We start from the raw sequence: 17,847 nt of genomic DNA, 5'->3' as shown, positions 1-17,847 counted from the left end.
AATAATAAAGATATCATAAAGAGGCGAAAAAATGAAAGAATTTATAGTTATATATATAACTGCTCCAACAGAAGAAGTGGGTAAAAATATTGCAAAGAAATTAATAGAAGAAAAAGTTGCTGCCTGCATAAATATTGTAAAAAATATATATTCTATCTATTGGTGGAAAGGAAATATAGAAGAAGATAATGAAGTTCTTTTGATTATAAAAACTAAAAAAGATTTATTTGATAAGATTGAAGAAATTGTCAAATCTATTCATCCATATACTATTCCAGAGATTATTGCATTACCTATTGTAGCAGGTAGCTTTGATTATTTAAATTGGATAGATGAATCAACCATTTAAAAATGGTCTGAATCTAAATCTAAATCGTATTTCATAGGCAAAAAAATTTATAAATATTAATATAGTTATTATAAATACATATTTTAACATCTTCATAATAAAGTGATTAAAATTTACTTGTGAGATAAAATAAACTCAGATAATGCTTTTCTTTCATCATCTTTTAATGCTTTTGTTGTGTAAATTTGAGGTTTCATTATAGCTTCTTTAGCAGGGTCAACTATGGCTTTACCTTCACCTTTTAAGTATTTGATTAAATCAGCTTCTTTTCCGGCATAAGTTGTAGCTATTTTCTTTAAAGAAGGTCCAACTGTGTCAGCTGCTGGTTGGTGACAGGCAGTACATCCTTTGGATTGGAATATAGCTTTTCCATCTGCTGCAAAAGAAGCAGAAACTACTGCTACTACTGATAAAACTGATAATGCTAATTTTTTCATCTAAACACCTCCTAAATTAATGTTATTATTAATATATCTTAAAGCTAAAATAATTTCAACAATAAGAGAAAAATCATATAAAATATTTATGAGATAATTTATTCTGATTATAACTATAAATATCTAAAAGCGAGGTATAAAAGATGGAAATAAAACCAGAGATATTAGAAAAAATGAGAAAATTTGCAGAAAGTTTTGCAGAAAAATCCGGAACAGTTCCAAATCCAGATATAGAAGTTAGAGAGGCTGTAATACAGGGGCTTGCAGCACATGTACAAGAACTTGGCAAACCTCTTTGTCCTTGTAATTTTTATCCGGATAAAAAAGAAGAGGTTCAAAAAAGAAGATGGATTTGTGCCTGTGATGAGATGCAGATATTTAAGTACTGCCACTGCCTTTTATTTACTACACCGGAAGGATTACCAATAACAGAGTATTTGCCTGAATGGCATGAAGGCAGACAGATTTATGGATTAGTAAAAGACCCAACACCTGATAAAGGAAGAGCTTTATCAAAGGTAGAAAATATAATAGAAAATTTAAAAATATTTGTGCAAGAACACGGATTAGATATTCCGGAAGAAGAAATAATAAAATTTGCACAAGAAACAGCTAAAAAGAAATAAAGATAAAAAATTTTTATCCGAAAATAAATACATGGAGATAAAATGTAAATTTTTAGAGCAACTTAATAATGATTATAAATTAACAAAAGAGGATATCTCTTTTATCGCACAGATAGCAAAAGAACAAATAAAATTTATGATAAGAAATAATATTCCTTTATTACCAACAAATTATAAAAATTGGTTTATTGTTTTTTGTTATCTTTTTGAAAATAAGCAAAGTTTTACAGATATAGATGCAGTATCTATATATAAAAATTTCTTTGAAGAAAATTGTTGTGATGATAAAGTAGAAAATTTTAAATCTCAGCTTCAAATGAAAAAACTTGAGAAAATAGCAGATAAAATCAGTGAAGATTTAGAAATGGTTGTCAAACTTATAGAACAAGGGGATATAAATATAGAAAATTCCCAAAAAGTAATAGAACAGGAATGGAATAATGCTAATATAGAAAAAATAGGAGAAAATGTAGAAAAGATTTTAGAAGAGTTAAGATTTTTAAGAGAGCAAAATAAAGAATTAAAGGAAAAATTAGAACATTATAATCAAGAAGTTAAAAAATTAAAAGAGGAATTAATAGAAGCAAAAGAAGAAGCAAATCTGGATTTCTTAACAGGTTTACCTAATAGAAGAAGTTTCATCAGAGCATTAGAAGAATATTTTAAATTACTCAAAGAAAAAGGTATTGATTTTTCAATTATTCTTTTTGATATAGATAATTTTAAAAAAATAAATGATACTTATGGACATGATGTTGGAGATTTAGTTTTAAAGGATGTTGCTTCAGTTTTAAAATTTTATTTAAGAGCAAACACAATAGCAGGAAGATTAGGTGGAGAGGAATTTGGTATCTTAATACCTGCAAAATTGGAAGATGCTGTTAAAGTTGCAGAAAGAATAAGAAAAGTTATGGAAAATAGAGAAATAAGATATCAGGATAAAATCATTAAATATACAGCCAGTTTTGGAGTTACACAAGCAAAAAAAGATGATACTATTGATACATTGCTAAAAAGAGCAGATGAACTATTATATAAAGCAAAGAGAAGTGGAAAAAATATTGTAATTGCAGATGGCTAAAATTGTAAACTTTATTTTTTTATTGTTTTATAATGAATATGCTAAATCTATTAATGATTGAATTAAAAATCTTTTTAAAAATATAATAATCAATATAACGATAAAAGGAGCAAAATCTATATTATAAACTATGGTTGGAATATATTTTCTGATTATCCTGTAAACCGGCTCGGTAAGGTTATATATAGTTCTAACAAGTGGATTGTAAGGGTCGGGATTTACAAAACTAAGTAAAGAAGAGATTATAACTATCCACATATAGACAGTTAAGGCGATGTCTAAGATTTGAGACACCGCCATTAAAAAATTTTGTAAAAGAAACATTTTTATTTTTCAGGAAATTCAACAAATTCTATGATAGCTTTTTCTCCACCATCGCCAACTCTTTTTGTAGCAAGTTTGTAAATTCTTGTATATCCACCGTTTCTATTTGCAAAAAGTGGAGCTATATCTTTAAATAATTTAGTAGCTGCTTTTTCATCTTTTAATCTTGCATTAAGTAATCTTCTGGAAGCAATTGTTTGTTTTTTTGCAAGGGTAACTAATTTTTCTACAAAAGGTCTTAATGCTTTTGCTTTTTCAACGGTTGTAGTAATTCTTCCGTGTTCTATCATTGCTTTTGCAAGATTTACAAATAAAGCTTCTCTTTGTTCTTTTCTTCTGTGAAAACTTTTAGTTTTTACTCTATGACGCATCTTTACTTACCTCTCTTTATTTTATTCTGAAGATTTAGAAGGAGCAAGTTCAAGACCCATTTCTGCCAATGCATCTTTTATCTCCTTTAATGCTTTTCTACCTATGCTTTTAGCTTCTTTTAAATCTTCCTCTGTCAGTCTAACAAGCTCTCCTATTGTATTAATTCCTATCTTTTTAAGAGTATTTATAGCCCTTGATGATATTTCAAGTTCATCTATGGATAAAGAAAGTTTATCTTCTTCTATTTTTGGTTCTTCAACCCTTTGGATAGCTTTTTTAACAGTTTCAACTCTTTTTACAGTTGGTTTTAATAAAAGCTGATAATGTTCTATTAATATATTTGAGGCTTTTGTAAGTGCTTCATCCGGTGTAATAGAACCATCAGTTTCTATCTCAAGAACCAATTTATCATAATCTGTTTTACCACCTACCCTTGTTGGTTCCACATTAAAAGTGCATCTTTTTACAGGAGAGAATGAAGCATCTATCTGTATCCATCCTATTTCAGATGGCTCTTCCATCTCTTCTACCATTACATATCCACGGCCTCTTTCTATCTTTAACTCCATCTGAAATCTGATGTTAGAAGTAATTGTAGCAATATGAACATCAGGAGTTATTATCTCAACTCCCTGAGGAAGTTTAATATCTTTTGCATACACTTTTGCAGGACCTTCTATATCTAAAACAGCAAACTCTTCATTTTTAGTTTCATCCATTTTAAATTTTATCTGTTTTAAATTAAGAATTATCTCTGCAACATCTTCCAAAATACCTTCTATTGTTGTAAATTCGTGATGAGCTCCAACTATTTTTGCAGAAGTTATAGCTGTTCCAGGTAATGAAGATAATAAAACTCTTCTCAAAGAATTTCCTACGGTAATACCATAACCTCTTTCCAATGGTTCAACATACAATCTACCGAATGTTTCTGTTTTTGTTGCTTCATCCCAAAATATTTTTGTAGGTGTTACAAAATCAAGAAAAGGCATTCTTATCAATCCTCCTTTTATTACATTGAGTAGAACTCAATGATGTACTGAACATTTACAGGTATCTCAAGCTCTATTTGTTCAGGGAGGTCTACCACTTTACCTCTCATATTTTCCCTATCAATTTCAAGCCAATTAGGAACAGATCTTGGATCTCTACTTTCAAGATTTTCTTTAAATAAAGAAATATTTTTACTTTTTTCTCTTAATTCTATAATATCTCCTTTATCAACTCTGTAAGAAGGAATATCTACTTTTTTGCCATTAACAAGGAAATGTCCGTGTTTTACAAGCTGTCTTGCTTGTCTTCTTGTTTTTGCAAAACCAAGTCTATAAACTACATTATCTAATCTTCTTTCAAGAAGTTGTAATAATACTAATCCTGTGTTTCCGGCTTTTTTGGAAGCTTCTTCAAAATATCTTTTAAATTGGCCTTCTCTTAAACCACCATAAAGATATTTTAACTTTTGTTTTTCTTGAAGTCTGACTCCATAATCAGATAATTTTTTTCTTCCTTGGGTTCTTCCATGTTGTCCAGGTGGAAAATTTCTCTTTTGGAAAGATTCTAAATCACCACCTACAAAAACTCCAAGTCTTCTACTTACTTTTGTTAAAGGTCCTAAATATCTACCCATAAATTAAACCCTCCTTTTGCTTGGTGGACGACAACCATTGTGAGGTATAGGAGTAACATCTCTAATTACTTTAATATTTAAACCAGCAGCTTGAAGAGTTCTTATTGCAGGTTCTCTTCCTGCACCTGGTCCTTTTACCCATACTTCCACATCTTTTAAACCATATTCATCCATAGCTTTTTTAGCTGCTTTCTGTGCTGCCATCTGAGCTGCATATGGAGTGCTTTTTCTGGTTCCTTTAAAACCTTCAGTTCCTCCGGAAGCCCAGGTTAAAACATTACCTTCTTTATCGGTAATTGTAACGATAGTATTGTTAAATGTTGATTGAATATGAACTATTCCATAAGGAACGGTTCTTTTTACTTTTTTAACTGTTTTTCTTCTTTTTGCCATCGTCTATACTCCTTACTTTCTTCTTTTTCCTCTTCTTGTTTTTGCATTTGTTTTTGTTCTTTGACCTCTTACAGGTAATCCGAGCCTATGTCTTATTCCTCTATAACATCCCATATCTACTAATCTTTTAATAGCAACAGCAACTTCCCTTCTTAAATCACCTTCCACTTTGTAATTTTGCTCTATAAATTTTCTTATTGTGTTAAGTTCATCCGGAGTTAATTCTCCAACTCTTTTTTTACCATCAATGCCGGTTTTCTCTAATATCTCTTTTGCTCTTGTTTTACCAATACCATATATATATGTAAGAGCAATTTCCAATCTTTTTCTATCCGGTAAATCTACACCTGCTATACGTGCCATATAATTTCCTCCTTAGCCTTGCTTTTGTTTGTGCTTTGGATTTTCACAGATAACTCTCACTCTTCCATTTCTTTTTATTATTCTGCATTTTTCACATCTTGGTTTAACTGAAGCTTTTACTTTCATTTTTTATGCCTCCTTTTACATTCTAAATATAATTCTTCCTCTTGTTAAATCATAGGGAGATAACTCCACCTTAACTTTATCTCCAGGTAATATCTTAATAAAATGCATTCTCATTTTTCCGGAAACATGGGCTAAAACTTCATGCCCTGTTTCTAATTGAACTTTAAACATAGCATTAGGTAAAGCTTCTAAAACAGTTCCTTCTAACACTATTCCTTTTTCTTTGTTTTCTTCCTTTTTCTTCGCCATCTTTACCTTCTTTTAAAGTTTTGATAAAATATCCGGACCATTTTCTGTAATTGCCACAGAATGCTCAAAATGAGCAGCAAAACTTTTATCAACTGTTACTACAGTCCAGTTATCTTTCAATTTTCTTATTTTATTACTACCAAGGGTTGCCATTGGCTCTATTGCAAGAACCATTCCTTCTTTTAATACCACATCTTCACTATTAAATAAACAGTTAGAAACATGTGGCTCTTCGTGAGGTTTTCTTCCTATTCCATGTCCACCGTATTCACAAATAGGAGCCAATTTATAACTTCTTAAAGTCTCTTCTATGGCTTTAGATATATCTTTTACATTCTTTCCGGGATAGCATTGCTCTATCCCTGCCATCAGAGCCTTTTCTACGCCTTCTAATAGGCGTTTTTTTCTATCGCTAATTTCGCCAACAGCCACGGTAATTGCCGCATCTCCATACCAACCATCTACAACAACGCCAAAATCTATACTTACCAAATCACCTTCTTTTATTATCCTATTCTTAGGAACACCATGCACAACTTCTTCATTTATAGAAACACAAACAGCTGCAGGAAAACCATATAAACCTAAAAAAGCAGGCTTTACAGCTCTTTTTTTACATTCTTCAATTGCCAATTTATCAATATCTATACCGGTAATTCCGGGTTTTATTTGCCCTTTTAGATACTCTAAAATCTCAGCAACTATTTTATTACTATATCTTAATTTCTCAATTTCTTCTTTGGTTTTAAGTTCTATCATTTCAATAAATTAATATTATAACACAGATTTTATTTTTTTGTAAACTTCTTCTGGCGGTAAAGTAGCATCAATTTTATATAAGATATTCTTTTTAGAATAATAATCAATGAGTGGAGCTGTTTGGGAATGATATACTTCTAATCTTTTTTTGATAACTTCCTCTTTATCATCATCCCTTTGAATAACTTCTACATCCTTAGGAGGTGGTGAAAACTCTATATGATATACAGTTCCTGTTTTTGGGTCTATTCTTCTTCCTGACAATCTTCTTATAACTTCTTCATCCGGTATCTCAAATAATATAACTGCATCTATTTTTTTTCCGATTTGATTTAATAGTTTATCTAAGCTTTCTGCTTGGTTTAGAGTTCTTGGAAATCCATCAAAAATGATATTTTTATCTGATAACTCTTTTAATTTTTCTTCAATTATCCCAATGATAATTTCATCAGGAACAAGCTGACCTGTATCCATATAAGATTTTGCTTTTTTGCCAAGTTCTGTTCCATTCTTTACTGCTTCTCTCAATATATCTCCCGTGGAAATCTGAATAAAATTATCTCTATCTTTTAAAAATTGAGATTGGGTTCCTTTTCCTGCTCCGGGAGGCCCAAGAAATATCAAAATTTTACCCATTATCTAACCTCTTTTTAAAAACGTTTCATATTTTTTCATTGAAAGATAAGCTTCTATCTGATGAAGTGTATCTAATGCAACCACAACAACAATTAATGCAGATGTTCCCCCAAAATAAAATGGAACATTAAGCCATTTTATCAAAATCATAGGTAAAACTGCTAAAATTGATAAAAATATAGAACCGGCAAATACTAATCTTGTTAATACATAATTTATATATTCTGCAGTTTGTGAACCAGCTCTTACTCCTGGAATAAAAGCACCGTTTCTTCTTAAATTATCTGCTATATCTTGAGGATTGATTAATATAGCAGTATAAAAATAAGCAAAGAATATAATAAGTCCAACATATAATACAAAATATACATAACTTTGAGGTGATAGATAATCTAAAATTAATCTTGCAAATGCAACTTTGTCTGCAAAAAGCTGAGCAATAGTGACAGGAAAAATTAATAAAGCAACTGCAAATATTATAGGAATAACACCTGATGGATTGAGTTTAAAAGGCAAATAAGATGCCATAGATGATGGAGCATTTCTTCTTGCATATTGGATAGGTATTCTTCTTTCTGCTTCTTGAATATACACTATACCGGCAACAACAACAACAACAATAATAGCAGCAGCAATAGCAGTTAAGATAGAGATTTCCCCAACTTTAAGTAATTCATAACTTCTTATTAATGCAGTAGGGATAGTAGCAACAATACCGGCTAAAATAATCATAGAAATACCATTACCTATTCCAAATTCTGTGATTTTTTCACCAAGCCACATAAGTAAAACTGTACCTGTTGTTATTGTTATTGTTGTGGTTATTATAAATAAGAATGTAGAATCTGTTATTAACGATTGTCCTGTTTCTGTTTTTAGATTAGAAATCCAGATAGATAATCCAAAAGATTGGGCAGCAGCAATTGCTATTGTTAAATATCTGGTATATTGGGAAATTTTCCACCTACCGTAATCTCCTTCTTCTTTTTGTAATCTCTCTAAAGAAGGAATGACGGCTGTCATTAACTGCATTATGATAGATGCAGATATATAAGGCATAACTCCAAGAGCGAATATTGATAATCTTCCGAGGGCTCCACCTGAGAATAAATTATATATATTGAATAATGCACCACCTGATGCATTAAAATAATGCATCAAAGCGGCAGAATCAACTCCAGGAACCGGTATATGGGTTCCGAGTCTATATACTGCAAAAATAATAAGGGTAAATATAAATTTTTGTCTTAATTCTTTTATACTTAATACATTTATTAATTTTTCTATCAAAAGACTCTCCTATTTTTAAGAGAGTTTTTCAGCAGAACCACCTGCTGCTTTTATTTTTTCTTCTGCTGATTTAGAAAATGCATGGGCTTTTACATTCAATGGTTTTGTAAGTTCTCCATCACCTAATATTTTTACACATTCTCCTGATTTTATAATTCCTTTTTGAACAAGAATTTCAGGATTAACTTCATCATTAGCGGAAAATTTTTCTTCCAATACTTTTAAATTTACTATTTCATACTCTTTTTTATTTGGATTTTTAAATCCTCTTTTTGGTATTCTCATTAAAAATGGCGTTTGTCCACCTTCAAATCTTGCAGGCATTTTAGAATCGCCGGATCTTGATGTCTGTCCTTTGTATCCTCTGGTAGCAGTTTTTCCGTGTCCGGAACCTATACCTCTACCAACTCTTTTTTTTCTATGGGTAGCACCTTTATTTGGTTTAAGCTCATGTAATTTCATTGTTGTATCTCCTCCACTTTTAACAGATGTTTTGCAATTTCAATATTTCCACAAACCATTGGATTTTTTTCTAATATTCTTTCATCATTTAATTTTTTCAATCCAAGAGATTTCACAGCTTGCTTTTGCTTTTCGCTTTTACCTGCTAATCCTCTTATTAATTTAACTTTTATTTTCATCTTACTGGTGTACCTCCGGCATATATTCTGTAATTTTTAAGGATTTTTTCTTCTTCTATTCCTCTTATTTTTGCAACATCTTCCGGAGCTTTTATCTTTAAAAGTGCATCAAAAACTGCTCTTACCGTATTATGAGGATTTGTTGTTCTTCCTATTATTTTAGCAAGTATATCAGTTACACCAAGAAGTTCTAAAACAGGTCTAACTGCTCCACCGGCAACAACACCTGTACCTCTCCTTGCTGGTTTTAATAAAATAATAGCTGATTCATACTCTCCTATAACATCATGAGGTATTGTACCTTCTATAAGAGGTATTTTTATAACTCTTTTTTTAGCATCTGCTATTCCTTTTGCGATTGCCTGAGGTACTTCTCTGGCTTTTCCATGTCCATATCCAACATGACCATTTTTGTCTCCTACAATAACAAGAGAGCTAAATGAAAATCTTCTTCCACCTTCCATTACACGGGTTGTTCTTCTTATTTCAACAACTTTTTCTTCTAATTGTAAAGAAGATATATCTACAGGTTGGTCTTTTAATCTTTCTTCTATTAATCTTTCAATATTTTTTACGCCCATCTTTTTCTCCTCTTAAAAGATTAATCCTTTTTCTCTTGCTGCATCAGCAAATGCTTTAACTTTACCATGATATATAAAACCACCTCTATCAAAAACAACTGTTTTGATTCCTGCTGCCAATGCTTTTTCTGCTAAAAATTCTCCGAGTCTTTTAGCATCTTCTATTGATTTTCCGCCCCTTTTTCCATATTTAGCAACATAATCTTTATCAATTGTTGAAGCAGATATTAATGTTTTACCTTCTTCATCATTGATTATTTGAGCATAAATAGCATTTAAACTTCTGTAAAAAGAAAGTCTTGGTCTTTCTGCAGTTCCGAAAATTTTCTTTCTAATTCTTTTATGTCTTATTATTCTTCCTTCTCTTCTTGTTTTGACAGCCATTTTTACTCCTCACCTATTATTTTTTACCAACAGTTTTTCCGGCTTTTAATTTAATAACTTCGCCTTTATATCTAATTCCTTTTCCTTTGTAAGCATCAGGTTCTCTAAATGCTCTTATCTCTGCAGCAACCTGTCCTACTTTTTGTTTATCTATTCCTGAGATTTTAATTATATTTGTTCCTTCCATTTCTATTTTTATATCTTTTGGTATAGGATATATAACTGGGTGAGAATAACCAAGTTGTAATTCTAAGGTATTTCCTTTAACTGCACCTCTGTATCCTATACCTACTATTTCAAGTTCTTCTGTAAATCCTTCTGTTACACCTTTTACCATATTTGCGAGTAATGCTCTTGTTGTTCCATGTAATGCTCTTGAAAGACCATCGTCTGATTTTCTTTCAACTATAATCTCATTTCCTTCTTTTTTGATTATAATATTTGAATTGAATTTATAAGATAACTGACCTTTTGGCCCTTTTACTGTTACTGTATTATCCGGTGCAATATTTACATCAACATTTGATGGAATAGGTATAGGTTTTTTACCAATTCTTGACATTTAAAGCCTCCTGATTAATTTTTACCAGACATAGCAGAGAATTTCTCCGCCTACTTTTAACTTTCTTGCTTCGTGGTCTGTAATTATTCCTTTATTTGTAGATAAGATAGCAAGACCTAATCCTTTTTGAACATAAGGTATTTCTTCTACAGGAGAGTAAATCCTACGTCCTGGTTTTGAAACTCTTTTAACACCGGCAATTGCAGGTTTTGTATTTCTTTTTCCAAGATATTTTAATTTAATTATTAATGTTCCCTGAGTTCCTTTTTTATTTTCTTCTGAAACTACATAATCTTCTATATATCCTTCTCTTTTTAAGATATCTGCTATTGCTACTTTAATTTTTGAAGATGGAACTGAAACTTCATCTTTTCTTGCTTTAATTGCATTATTTATTCTTGCTAACATATCAGCAATTGGATCTGTAATCATTTTTTCCTCCTTACCAGCTTGCTTTCTTTATTCCGGGAATTTCGCCTCTTGATGCTTTTTCTCTAAAGCATATTCTGCACATATCAAACTGTCTAATATATCCTCTCGGTCTTCCACATAAAGGGCATCTTGAATGTTTTCTTGTTGCAAATTTAGGTTTCTTTTGAAATGATTTTACAATTAAACATTTTCTTGCCATAAAATAGCCTCCTTATTGAGCTCTGATTGGCAATCCTATCAGTGATAGGAGCCATAATGCTTCTTCATCTGTTTTTGCAGTTGTTTCAATTATAATATCCATTCCTCTTATTCTATCTACTTTGTCATAATCTATTTCAGGAAAAACTATCTGTTCTGCTAATCCAAATGAATAATTTCCTCTTCCATCAAAAGATTTAGGGTTTAATCCTCTAAAATCCCTAACCCTTGGAAGAGCTACAGAGATTAATTTATCTAAGAAATCCCACATTCTATCTTTTCTTAATGTAACTTTTGCTCCAATTGGCATTCCTTTTCTTAATTTAAATGCAGCTTCTGATTTTTTTGCTCTTGTAATAACAGGTTTTTGTCCTGCTATAGCAGTCAAATCTTCTACTGCTCTATCAAGCTGTTTTATGTCACCAACAGCTTCTCCAACACCCATATTAATTACAACTTTCTTAATTTTTGGAATTTGCATAGGACTTTTATATCCAAATCTTTCCATTAATCTTTTTGCGACTTCTTGTTCATATTTTATTTGTAGTCTTGGTTTATATCCAGTAGCTACAGCCATAATCTATTACCTCTTATTTAGATTTTTCCCAAATTTTATCAATAACTTCTTTTGTTTTTTTATTTATTCTTACTTTAATTATTTTGTCTCCTTCTTGCTGATAGGCAAAACCTATTTTAACAGGTTTTCCTGATTTTTCGTCAAAATAAGCAACATTAGAGATATCTATTGGTTTTTCTACTTCATAAATACCGCCTTCTCTAACACCTTCTATTTTTCTAACATGTTTTTTTACTATATTTACACCTTCAACAACAACTCTAACTTTGCCATCTTTTTTTACAATAGCTTTTATTTTTCCTTTTTTACCTTTATCTTTTCCTGCTATTACTATAACAGGATCTCCTTTTCTGAGTTTTAACATATTATATAACCTCCGGTGCAAGTGAGATTATCCTGTAGAAGCCTTTTGCCCTTAATTCTCTGGCAACCGGACCTAAAATACGGGTTCCGATAGGTTCAAGTTGGTTGTTTAATAAAACAACCGCATTATCATCAGCTTTTACATAACTTCCATCAGGTCTTGCAATTTCTTTTTTTGTTCTTACTACTACTGCTTTATAAACTTTTCCTTTTTTCGCAGTACCATTTGGTATAGCAGATTTAACAGTAACTGTTATTACATCTCCAACAGTTGCATGGGTTTTTTTAGCCCCACCAGGTATTCCTATACATTGTACTCTTTTAGCTCCTGAATTATCAGCTGTATTTAAATAAGTTCCTCTTTGTATCATGACTGCCACACTCCTTTTTTAATAATGGCAAAATAATATTTTACTATTTATTTTAGATAAAATCAAGTTTTATTTATGATTTCTACAACAACCCATCTTTTTAATTTAGATAAAGGTCTGGATTCTCTTATTCTTACAATATCTCCAACTTTTGCTTGATTGTTTTCATCATGGGCATAGAATTTTTTTGTTTTCTTTACCATTTTCTTATAAAGAGGATGAGGAAATTTTCTTTCTACGACAACTACAACGGTTTTATCCATTTTATCACTTACAACTTTACCAATAAATTCTTTTATATGTTTCTTTTGTTCTGTCATCTGTTTTCTCTCCTTACTATAATTTTATTCCTCTTTCTCTCAAAATAGTTAATATTCTTGCTATATCTCTTTTGGTTTCTTTTATTTCGCTATTTTTACCAAGAGCACCTATACTATTTTGGAATCTAAGATTCATTAATTTTTTCTTTAGCTCTTTTAATTTTTCTTTAAGTTCTTCTGTAGTTAATTTTCTAAGTTCTATCGCTTTCATCATCTTACCCCTCTACAGCTTTTACCATTCTTGTTTTTATAGGAAGTTTATGTCCTGCTTTTCTAAAAGCTTCTGCTGCAACTTCTTCGGGTACACCTGCAAGCTCAAATAAAATATGTCCTGGTTTTACCACAGCAACAAATTGGTCTAAATCACCTTTTCCTTTACCCATACGGGTTTCTGCCGGTTTTTTAGTTATAGGTTTTTGAGGAAATACTCTAATCCAGAGTTTTGCTCCTTTTTTAGCTTCCCTAACTATTGCTATCCTTGCTGCTTCTATCTGTCTTGATGTCATCCAGCAAGGTTCAAGGGCTTGAAGTCCATACTCCCCGAAATCTACTTGGTTTCTACGGGAAGCTTTTCCTTTCATTCTTCCACGTTGCTGTTTTCTCCACTTTACTTTTTTAGGTTGTAATAATGACATCTATCTTTCCTCCTGTATCATTTTTAAGTAGTGTGAAGTTCTTCTTCTATTTTGCTTAAAACTTCTTCTTTTTTCTCTTCTAATTTATCTCCTTTGTATATCCATACTTTTATTCCAAGGATTCCGTATTTCGTAGAAGCTCTTGCTGTACCATAATCAATATCCGCTCTTAATGTTTGAAGTGGCATTCTTCCTGCCATAAACCATTCTTTTCTTGCTAAATCAACACCACCAATTCTGCCACCAACTTGAGTTTTTATACCTTTGGCACCGGCTTTTAAAGCATTATCAATAGCTTTTTTCATAGCTCTTCTATGGGATACTCTTCTTTCAAGTTGTAGAGCTATATCTTCTGCTACGAGTTTTGCATCAAGTTCAGGTCTTTTTACTTCATCAACATTAACAGTTATATCTTTTGCTGATGTTATTTTTCTTATTGCTTCATTTAATTCTTCTACTTCTGCACCTTTTCTACCAATTACAATACCAGGTCTTGCAGCAAGTATTTTAATTCTTAACTTGTCTCCAAGTCTTTCTATTATCACATTTGATATTCCGGCTGCTTTATATTTCTCTTCAATAAATTTTCTTATTGCTATATCTTCATGTAATAATTTTCCATATCTTTTTTTGTCTGCAAACCATTTTGATTTCCAATCTTGTGTAATTCCGAGCCTAAAACCTATTGGATTTACTTTTTGACCCATAATTATTCCTCCGATTTCTCTGTTAAATATACATATATATGGGAAAATCTTCTTCTTATCATTGTTGCCCTACCGTGAGCTTTAGGTGTGTATCTTTTTAACATAGGGCCTTCTTCTGCATGTATTTTTGAGATATAGAGATTATCTATATCCATATCTTGATATTCTGCATTTGCAATAGCACTTTTTAACAATTTTTCCACTATTCTTGCAGGTTTTTTGTTTATATTTTGTAAAATAGCCATTGCAGTTGCTACATCTTTTCCTCTGATTAGGTTAATAACCTGCCTTACTTTGTAAGGTGATATATGAGCATATCTTAAAATAGCTCTTACTTCATTTCCCATCATCTTTTCTCCTCACTATTTCTTTTTAGCTACTTTAGCTGATTTATCAGGGTGTCCTCTAAATGTTCTTGTTAATGAGAACTCCCCGAGCTTATGTCCTACCATTTCTGGTTGAATATATACCGGTATAAATTTATTTCCATTATATACGGCAATTGTATGTCCTACCATTTCTTGTGTAATTGCGCAGGCTCTATCCCATACTTTTATTACTTTTCTTTCTCCGGTTTCATTCATCTTTCTTATTTTTTTAAGAATTTTCTCATTTACATAAGGATTTTTATTTCTTTCATTCCATTTACCTTTGTAACCCATTATTTCTTACCTCTACGTTTAATAATAAATTTATCAGAGTATTTAGCTCCTCTTCTTGTTTTATAACCTTTTGTAGGTAATCCCCAAGGTGATACAGGATGTTTACCAAATGTTTTACCTTCACCACCACCATGTGGGTGATCAACAGGGTTCATCGCAGTACCTCTAACAGTAGGTCTAATACCGAGCCATCTACTTCTTCCGGCTTTACCAAGCTCTACAAGTTCGTGTTCAGCAAGTCCTACCACTCCAACTGTTGCCATACATTTTTTATGAACTAATCTAATTTCACCGGAAGGAAGTCTAAGTTGGATATAATCACCTTGTCTTCCAAGTATTTGGGCAGACATTCCTGCTGCTCTTGCAAGCTGTCCACCTTTTCCTGGTGTTAATTCTATATTATGAACAAATGTACCTACCGGTATATTTTCAAGTGGAAGGGCATTTCCTACTTTTATTTCAGCATCTGGCCCAGACATTACAATATCACCTACTTTTAATCCTTCAGGCCAGATAATATATCTTTTTTCTCCATCTACATAATGTAATAATGCTATTCTTGCACTTCTATTTGGGTCATATTCTATTGCAGCAACTTTTGCAGGTATTCCAAATTTATCTCTTTTAAAATCTATTATTCTGTATAATCTTTTATGTCCGCCACCTCTGTGTCTTACTGTTATTCTTCCTTGGTTATTTCTACCTGCATGTTTTTTAAGAGGTTCGGTCAAAGATTTTTCCGGCTCTGTTTTTGTTATTTCAGCAAAATCATATAAAATTGCATGCCTTGTTCCATTTGTAACAGGTTTTAATTTTCTAACGCCCATTTTTTTCACCTCATACTAATTCAGTTATATTTATAGGTTTTTCAGATATTACTTTAATGATAGCTTTTTTCCATTTTTTTGTATATCCGGGGGCTCTAAATCCAACTCTTTTTGGTTTTGGTTTAACAATCTGAGTTCTAACTTCTTTAACTTTCACACCAAAAATTTCTTCAACTGCTTTTCTTATTTCAATTTTATTGGCATCCATAGCAACTTCAAAAACAAGAACATTATTTTTTTCATTATCTTTTACAGCTTTTTCTGTCAATATTGGTCTAATAAGTATGTCGTAAGCAGTTTTCATTGTCCTAACCTCTCATTAATCTTATCTATTGCTGATTTGAAAATTAATACATGGTTTGCATTTAAAATGTCATAGCTATTTAATCCTTCTACCAATAAAATTTTTACTTTTGGAATATTTCTAAAAGATTTTATTACATTTATATCTTTTTTTGGTAATACTAACAATACTTTTTCATTTTCTAAGCCGAAATTTTTAAGCACTTCAACAGCATTTTTTGTTTTTGGAGCTTCAAATGTAAAATCTTCAATTATTGTTAAGCTTCCTTCCTTTAATTTTGTAGTTAAGGAAGCTTTTAAAACTTTTTTTCTAACTTTTTTAGGTAAAGAGTAATAATAATCTCTTGGATGTGGGCCGTGGGCTACACCACCACCTACAAAGATATTTGCTTTTCTATCTCCATGTCTTGCATTACCTGTTCCTTTTTGTGGAAGTATTTTTCTATTGGAACCGGCAACTTCTGCTCTTGTTTTAGTGCTTGCAGTTCCGGCTCTTCTTGCTGCAAGTTGCCATTTTATAACTTCCCAAACTGTACCTTGATTAGCTTCTACATTAAAAATATTCTCATTTAAATTTATAGTGCCGACTTTCTCATTATTTTTATTAACTACATTGATTTCCATCTAATTCACCTCTAAAGCTTTTTTAAGCATACATAGCTTTTGATTTTTGTAATTTTATTTTACCTTTTCTTCTATCTGCAATAACACTTGATTTTAATGTTAATATGGAATTTGTATGTCCCGGAACAGAACCTTTTACTAAGATTACATTTTTTTCCGGAATAATATCTACCACTTCAAGCCCAAGAACTGTAACTGTTTCATTTCCATAATGTCCTGCCATTCTTTTTGTTTTCCATACTCTACCTGGTTCTGTTCTACAACCGATAGAACCAACAGCTCTGTGGTATCTGTGTCCGTGAGATCTTGGAAATCCTGCAAAATCCCATCTTTTCATAACAGAGGTAAAACCTCTACCTTTTGATTTTCCGGTGATATCAATTAAATCACCTTTTTCAAAAACATTTTCTACTTTTATTTCCTGACCTAATTCTAAATTTTCTCCTTCTTTTAAAGGAAACTCTCTTAAATATCTGAGAGGTTTTAGATTAGCTTTTTTAAATATTGCCAATAAAGGTTTTGGGGTATTTTTTTCTTTTCTTTCTTCTGTTCCAAGAACTACTGCATTATATCCATCTTTATCTTCTGTTTTCAATCTAACAACATAATTAGGTTTTACTTCTATTACTGTTACAGGGATAGCTTTTCCTTGTATAAAAACCCTTGTCATTCCTATTTTTTTACCTATTATGCCCTTTGGCATGGTTATCTCTCCTTTTAGCTTAATTTAATTTCTACATCAACACCTGCAGGAAGGCTTATATCCATTAATGCTTCTATTGTTTGAGGTGTTGCATTTTCTATATCTATTAATCTTTTATGAATTCTCATCTCAAAATGTTCTCTTGATTGTTCAAATTTGTGAGGAGACCTTAAAACACACCATACTTTTCTATCAGTAGGAAGCGGGACGGGCCCTTTAATGACCCCACCGCCTCTTTTTACGGTGTCAACAATCTGTTTAACAGATTGGTCTAACACTTTATGGTCAAAAGCTTTTAATTTAATTCTTATTTTTTCCATCTTTC

Annotated in this window: 36 protein-coding genes; 3 read left to right on the top strand and 33 right to left on the bottom strand. The window is 31.4% G+C overall.

From position 1 onward, the window contains the following. Positions 1 to 31 precede the first annotated feature (31 nt). The gene (gene cutA, locus QOR43_RS04385) at positions 32 to 349 is read left to right on the top strand and encodes a divalent-cation tolerance protein CutA (RefSeq protein WP_265134272.1); all 318 of its coding nucleotides are present in this window, start codon (positions 32 to 34) and stop codon (positions 347 to 349) included. Positions 350 to 462: 113 nt separating this feature from the next. Here the strand turns inward: cutA and QOR43_RS04380 are convergent, their stop codons facing one another. After that, positions 463 to 786: a c-type cytochrome gene (locus QOR43_RS04380; RefSeq protein WP_265134273.1), complete on the bottom strand. Its 324-nt coding sequence runs from the start codon at positions 784 to 786 to the stop codon at positions 463 to 465. 143 nt (positions 787 to 929) lie between these two features. Here QOR43_RS04380 and QOR43_RS04375 point away from each other — a divergent pair, with 143 nt between their 5' ends. Together QOR43_RS04375 and QOR43_RS04370 are read left to right on the top strand one after the other, a co-directional pair. Then, positions 930 to 1,412: a ferredoxin-thioredoxin reductase catalytic domain-containing protein gene (locus QOR43_RS04375; RefSeq protein ID WP_265134274.1), complete on the top strand. Its 483-nt coding sequence runs from the start codon at positions 930 to 932 to the stop codon at positions 1,410 to 1,412. 31 nt (positions 1,413 to 1,443) lie between these two features. Beyond that, complete coding sequence (locus tag QOR43_RS04370) at positions 1,444 to 2,493, top strand: GGDEF domain-containing protein (RefSeq protein WP_283571431.1); 1,050 nt, start codon at positions 1,444 to 1,446, stop codon at positions 2,491 to 2,493. Positions 2,494 to 2,520: 27 nt separating this feature from the next. On the opposite strand, the gene QOR43_RS04365 is transcribed toward QOR43_RS04370, so the two are convergent. From QOR43_RS04365 to rpsJ, 32 genes are all read right to left on the bottom strand, one after another. Further along, positions 2,521 to 2,793, bottom strand: coding sequence for a YggT family protein (locus QOR43_RS04365; RefSeq protein ID WP_265134276.1), 273 nt, complete (start codon positions 2,791 to 2,793; stop codon positions 2,521 to 2,523). A gap of 26 nt (positions 2,794 to 2,819) precedes the next feature. Then, entirely contained in the window at positions 2,820 to 3,188 is a 369-nt protein-coding gene (gene rplQ, locus QOR43_RS04360; RefSeq protein ID WP_265134277.1) for a 50S ribosomal protein L17, read from the bottom strand. Between the two features lie 21 nt (positions 3,189 to 3,209). Then, positions 3,210 to 4,181, bottom strand: coding sequence for a DNA-directed RNA polymerase subunit alpha (locus QOR43_RS04355; RefSeq protein ID WP_265134278.1), 972 nt, complete (start codon positions 4,179 to 4,181; stop codon positions 3,210 to 3,212). A gap of 20 nt (positions 4,182 to 4,201) precedes the next feature. Further along, the gene (gene rpsD, locus QOR43_RS04350) at positions 4,202 to 4,816 is read right to left on the bottom strand and encodes a 30S ribosomal protein S4 (RefSeq protein WP_265134279.1); all 615 of its coding nucleotides are present in this window, start codon (positions 4,814 to 4,816) and stop codon (positions 4,202 to 4,204) included. 3 nt (positions 4,817 to 4,819) lie between these two features. Continuing rightward, positions 4,820 to 5,209 carry a 30S ribosomal protein S11 gene (gene rpsK, locus QOR43_RS04345; RefSeq protein WP_265134280.1) on the bottom strand — a complete coding sequence of 130 codons (390 nt, stop codon included), beginning with the start codon at positions 5,207 to 5,209 and terminating at the stop codon, positions 4,820 to 4,822. Between the two features lie 12 nt (positions 5,210 to 5,221). Further along, positions 5,222 to 5,572, bottom strand: a complete 351-nt coding sequence (gene rpsM, locus QOR43_RS04340; protein ID WP_265134281.1) for a 30S ribosomal protein S13 — start codon at positions 5,570 to 5,572, stop codon at positions 5,222 to 5,224. Between the two features lie 12 nt (positions 5,573 to 5,584). After that, the gene (gene rpmJ / locus QOR43_RS04335; protein ID WP_265134282.1) at positions 5,585 to 5,698 is read right to left on the bottom strand and encodes a 50S ribosomal protein L36; all 114 of its coding nucleotides are present in this window, start codon (positions 5,696 to 5,698) and stop codon (positions 5,585 to 5,587) included. Between the two features lie 15 nt (positions 5,699 to 5,713). Beyond that, on the bottom strand, positions 5,714 to 5,947 hold the full coding sequence (gene infA, locus QOR43_RS04330; protein WP_265134283.1) for a translation initiation factor IF-1: 234 nt from the start codon (positions 5,945 to 5,947) through the stop codon (positions 5,714 to 5,716). Positions 5,948 to 5,959: 12 nt separating this feature from the next. Then, a complete protein-coding gene (map, locus tag QOR43_RS04325; protein WP_265134284.1) occupies positions 5,960 to 6,706 on the bottom strand; it encodes a type I methionyl aminopeptidase in 747 nt (248 codons plus the stop codon). Between the two features lie 15 nt (positions 6,707 to 6,721). Beyond that, positions 6,722 to 7,342 carry an adenylate kinase gene (locus tag QOR43_RS04320; protein WP_265134285.1) on the bottom strand — a complete coding sequence of 207 codons (621 nt, stop codon included), beginning with the start codon at positions 7,340 to 7,342 and terminating at the stop codon, positions 6,722 to 6,724. A 3-nt stretch (positions 7,343 to 7,345) separates the two neighbouring features. Then, on the bottom strand, positions 7,346 to 8,632 hold the full coding sequence (gene secY / locus QOR43_RS04315) for a preprotein translocase subunit SecY (RefSeq protein WP_265134286.1): 1,287 nt from the start codon (positions 8,630 to 8,632) through the stop codon (positions 7,346 to 7,348). 15 nt (positions 8,633 to 8,647) lie between these two features. Then, positions 8,648 to 9,094 carry a 50S ribosomal protein L15 gene (rplO, locus tag QOR43_RS04310; protein ID WP_265134287.1) on the bottom strand — a complete coding sequence of 149 codons (447 nt, stop codon included), beginning with the start codon at positions 9,092 to 9,094 and terminating at the stop codon, positions 8,648 to 8,650. Beyond that, complete coding sequence (gene rpmD / locus QOR43_RS04305; RefSeq protein WP_265134288.1) at positions 9,091 to 9,273, bottom strand: 50S ribosomal protein L30; 183 nt, start codon at positions 9,271 to 9,273, stop codon at positions 9,091 to 9,093. Before rpmD ends, rplO begins: the two co-directional genes overlap by 4 nt. Then, entirely contained in the window at positions 9,270 to 9,854 is a 585-nt protein-coding gene (gene rpsE, locus QOR43_RS04300) for a 30S ribosomal protein S5 (protein WP_265134289.1), read from the bottom strand. The genes rpmD and rpsE overlap by 4 nt, the downstream gene beginning before the upstream one ends. 12 nt (positions 9,855 to 9,866) lie before the next feature. Next, positions 9,867 to 10,238, bottom strand: a complete 372-nt coding sequence (rplR, locus tag QOR43_RS04295) for a 50S ribosomal protein L18 (RefSeq protein ID WP_265134290.1) — start codon at positions 10,236 to 10,238, stop codon at positions 9,867 to 9,869. A gap of 16 nt (positions 10,239 to 10,254) precedes the next feature. Beyond that, positions 10,255 to 10,800, bottom strand: a complete 546-nt coding sequence (gene rplF / locus QOR43_RS04290) for a 50S ribosomal protein L6 (RefSeq protein WP_265134291.1) — start codon at positions 10,798 to 10,800, stop codon at positions 10,255 to 10,257. Positions 10,801 to 10,821: 21 nt separating this feature from the next. Next, positions 10,822 to 11,232 (bottom strand): 30S ribosomal protein S8, encoded by a 411-nt coding sequence (gene rpsH, locus QOR43_RS04285; RefSeq protein ID WP_265134292.1) that lies wholly within the window; start codon positions 11,230 to 11,232, stop codon positions 10,822 to 10,824. 10 nt (positions 11,233 to 11,242) lie between these two features. Next, entirely contained in the window at positions 11,243 to 11,431 is a 189-nt protein-coding gene (locus QOR43_RS04280) for a type Z 30S ribosomal protein S14 (RefSeq protein WP_265134293.1), read from the bottom strand. Between the two features lie 12 nt (positions 11,432 to 11,443). Continuing rightward, positions 11,444 to 12,007 (bottom strand): 50S ribosomal protein L5, encoded by a 564-nt coding sequence (gene rplE, locus QOR43_RS04275; RefSeq protein WP_265134294.1) that lies wholly within the window; start codon positions 12,005 to 12,007, stop codon positions 11,444 to 11,446. 13 nt (positions 12,008 to 12,020) lie between these two features. Beyond that, positions 12,021 to 12,371 (bottom strand): 50S ribosomal protein L24, encoded by a 351-nt coding sequence (gene rplX, locus QOR43_RS04270; RefSeq protein ID WP_265134295.1) that lies wholly within the window; start codon positions 12,369 to 12,371, stop codon positions 12,021 to 12,023. Between the two features lies 1 nt (position 12,372). Next, entirely contained in the window at positions 12,373 to 12,741 is a 369-nt protein-coding gene (gene rplN / locus QOR43_RS04265; RefSeq protein ID WP_265134296.1) for a 50S ribosomal protein L14, read from the bottom strand. Positions 12,742 to 12,803: 62 nt separating this feature from the next. Then, a complete protein-coding gene (rpsQ, locus tag QOR43_RS04260) occupies positions 12,804 to 13,061 on the bottom strand; it encodes a 30S ribosomal protein S17 (protein ID WP_265134297.1) in 258 nt (85 codons plus the stop codon). Positions 13,062 to 13,077: 16 nt separating this feature from the next. Further along, on the bottom strand, positions 13,078 to 13,272 hold the full coding sequence (rpmC, locus tag QOR43_RS04255) for a 50S ribosomal protein L29 (protein WP_265134351.1): 195 nt from the start codon (positions 13,270 to 13,272) through the stop codon (positions 13,078 to 13,080). A gap of 4 nt (positions 13,273 to 13,276) precedes the next feature. Continuing rightward, a complete protein-coding gene (gene rplP / locus QOR43_RS04250) occupies positions 13,277 to 13,696 on the bottom strand; it encodes a 50S ribosomal protein L16 (protein ID WP_265134298.1) in 420 nt (139 codons plus the stop codon). A 23-nt stretch (positions 13,697 to 13,719) separates the two neighbouring features. Then, positions 13,720 to 14,403: a 30S ribosomal protein S3 gene (gene rpsC / locus QOR43_RS04245; protein ID WP_265134299.1), complete on the bottom strand. Its 684-nt coding sequence runs from the start codon at positions 14,401 to 14,403 to the stop codon at positions 13,720 to 13,722. 2 nt (positions 14,404 to 14,405) lie between these two features. Beyond that, positions 14,406 to 14,753, bottom strand: a complete 348-nt coding sequence (gene rplV / locus QOR43_RS04240) for a 50S ribosomal protein L22 (RefSeq protein ID WP_283571430.1) — start codon at positions 14,751 to 14,753, stop codon at positions 14,406 to 14,408. A 12-nt stretch (positions 14,754 to 14,765) separates the two neighbouring features. Beyond that, entirely contained in the window at positions 14,766 to 15,065 is a 300-nt protein-coding gene (gene rpsS, locus QOR43_RS04235; protein ID WP_265134300.1) for a 30S ribosomal protein S19, read from the bottom strand. Continuing rightward, positions 15,065 to 15,892 carry a 50S ribosomal protein L2 gene (gene rplB / locus QOR43_RS04230; protein WP_265134301.1) on the bottom strand — a complete coding sequence of 276 codons (828 nt, stop codon included), beginning with the start codon at positions 15,890 to 15,892 and terminating at the stop codon, positions 15,065 to 15,067. Before rplB ends, rpsS begins: the two co-directional genes overlap by 1 nt. Before the next feature lie 10 nt (positions 15,893 to 15,902). Next, a complete protein-coding gene (rplW, locus tag QOR43_RS04225) occupies positions 15,903 to 16,196 on the bottom strand; it encodes a 50S ribosomal protein L23 (protein ID WP_265134302.1) in 294 nt (97 codons plus the stop codon). Next, on the bottom strand, positions 16,193 to 16,819 hold the full coding sequence (gene rplD / locus QOR43_RS04220; RefSeq protein ID WP_265134303.1) for a 50S ribosomal protein L4: 627 nt from the start codon (positions 16,817 to 16,819) through the stop codon (positions 16,193 to 16,195). Before rplD ends, rplW begins: the two co-directional genes overlap by 4 nt. A gap of 22 nt (positions 16,820 to 16,841) precedes the next feature. Beyond that, positions 16,842 to 17,522, bottom strand: coding sequence for a 50S ribosomal protein L3 (rplC, locus tag QOR43_RS04215; protein WP_265134304.1), 681 nt, complete (start codon positions 17,520 to 17,522; stop codon positions 16,842 to 16,844). Positions 17,523 to 17,536: 14 nt separating this feature from the next. Continuing rightward, entirely contained in the window at positions 17,537 to 17,842 is a 306-nt protein-coding gene (rpsJ, locus tag QOR43_RS04210; protein WP_265134305.1) for a 30S ribosomal protein S10, read from the bottom strand. Positions 17,843 to 17,847: the final 5 nt, after the last annotated feature.

Origin of the sequence: Venenivibrio stagnispumantis (assembly GCF_900182795.1) — a bacterium.
Taxonomy (GTDB): Bacteria; Aquificota; Aquificia; order Aquificales; family Hydrogenothermaceae; genus Venenivibrio; species Venenivibrio stagnispumantis.
The sequence above is the reverse complement of the archived record's forward strand: the minus strand, read 5'-3'. Positions and strand labels throughout refer to the sequence as shown.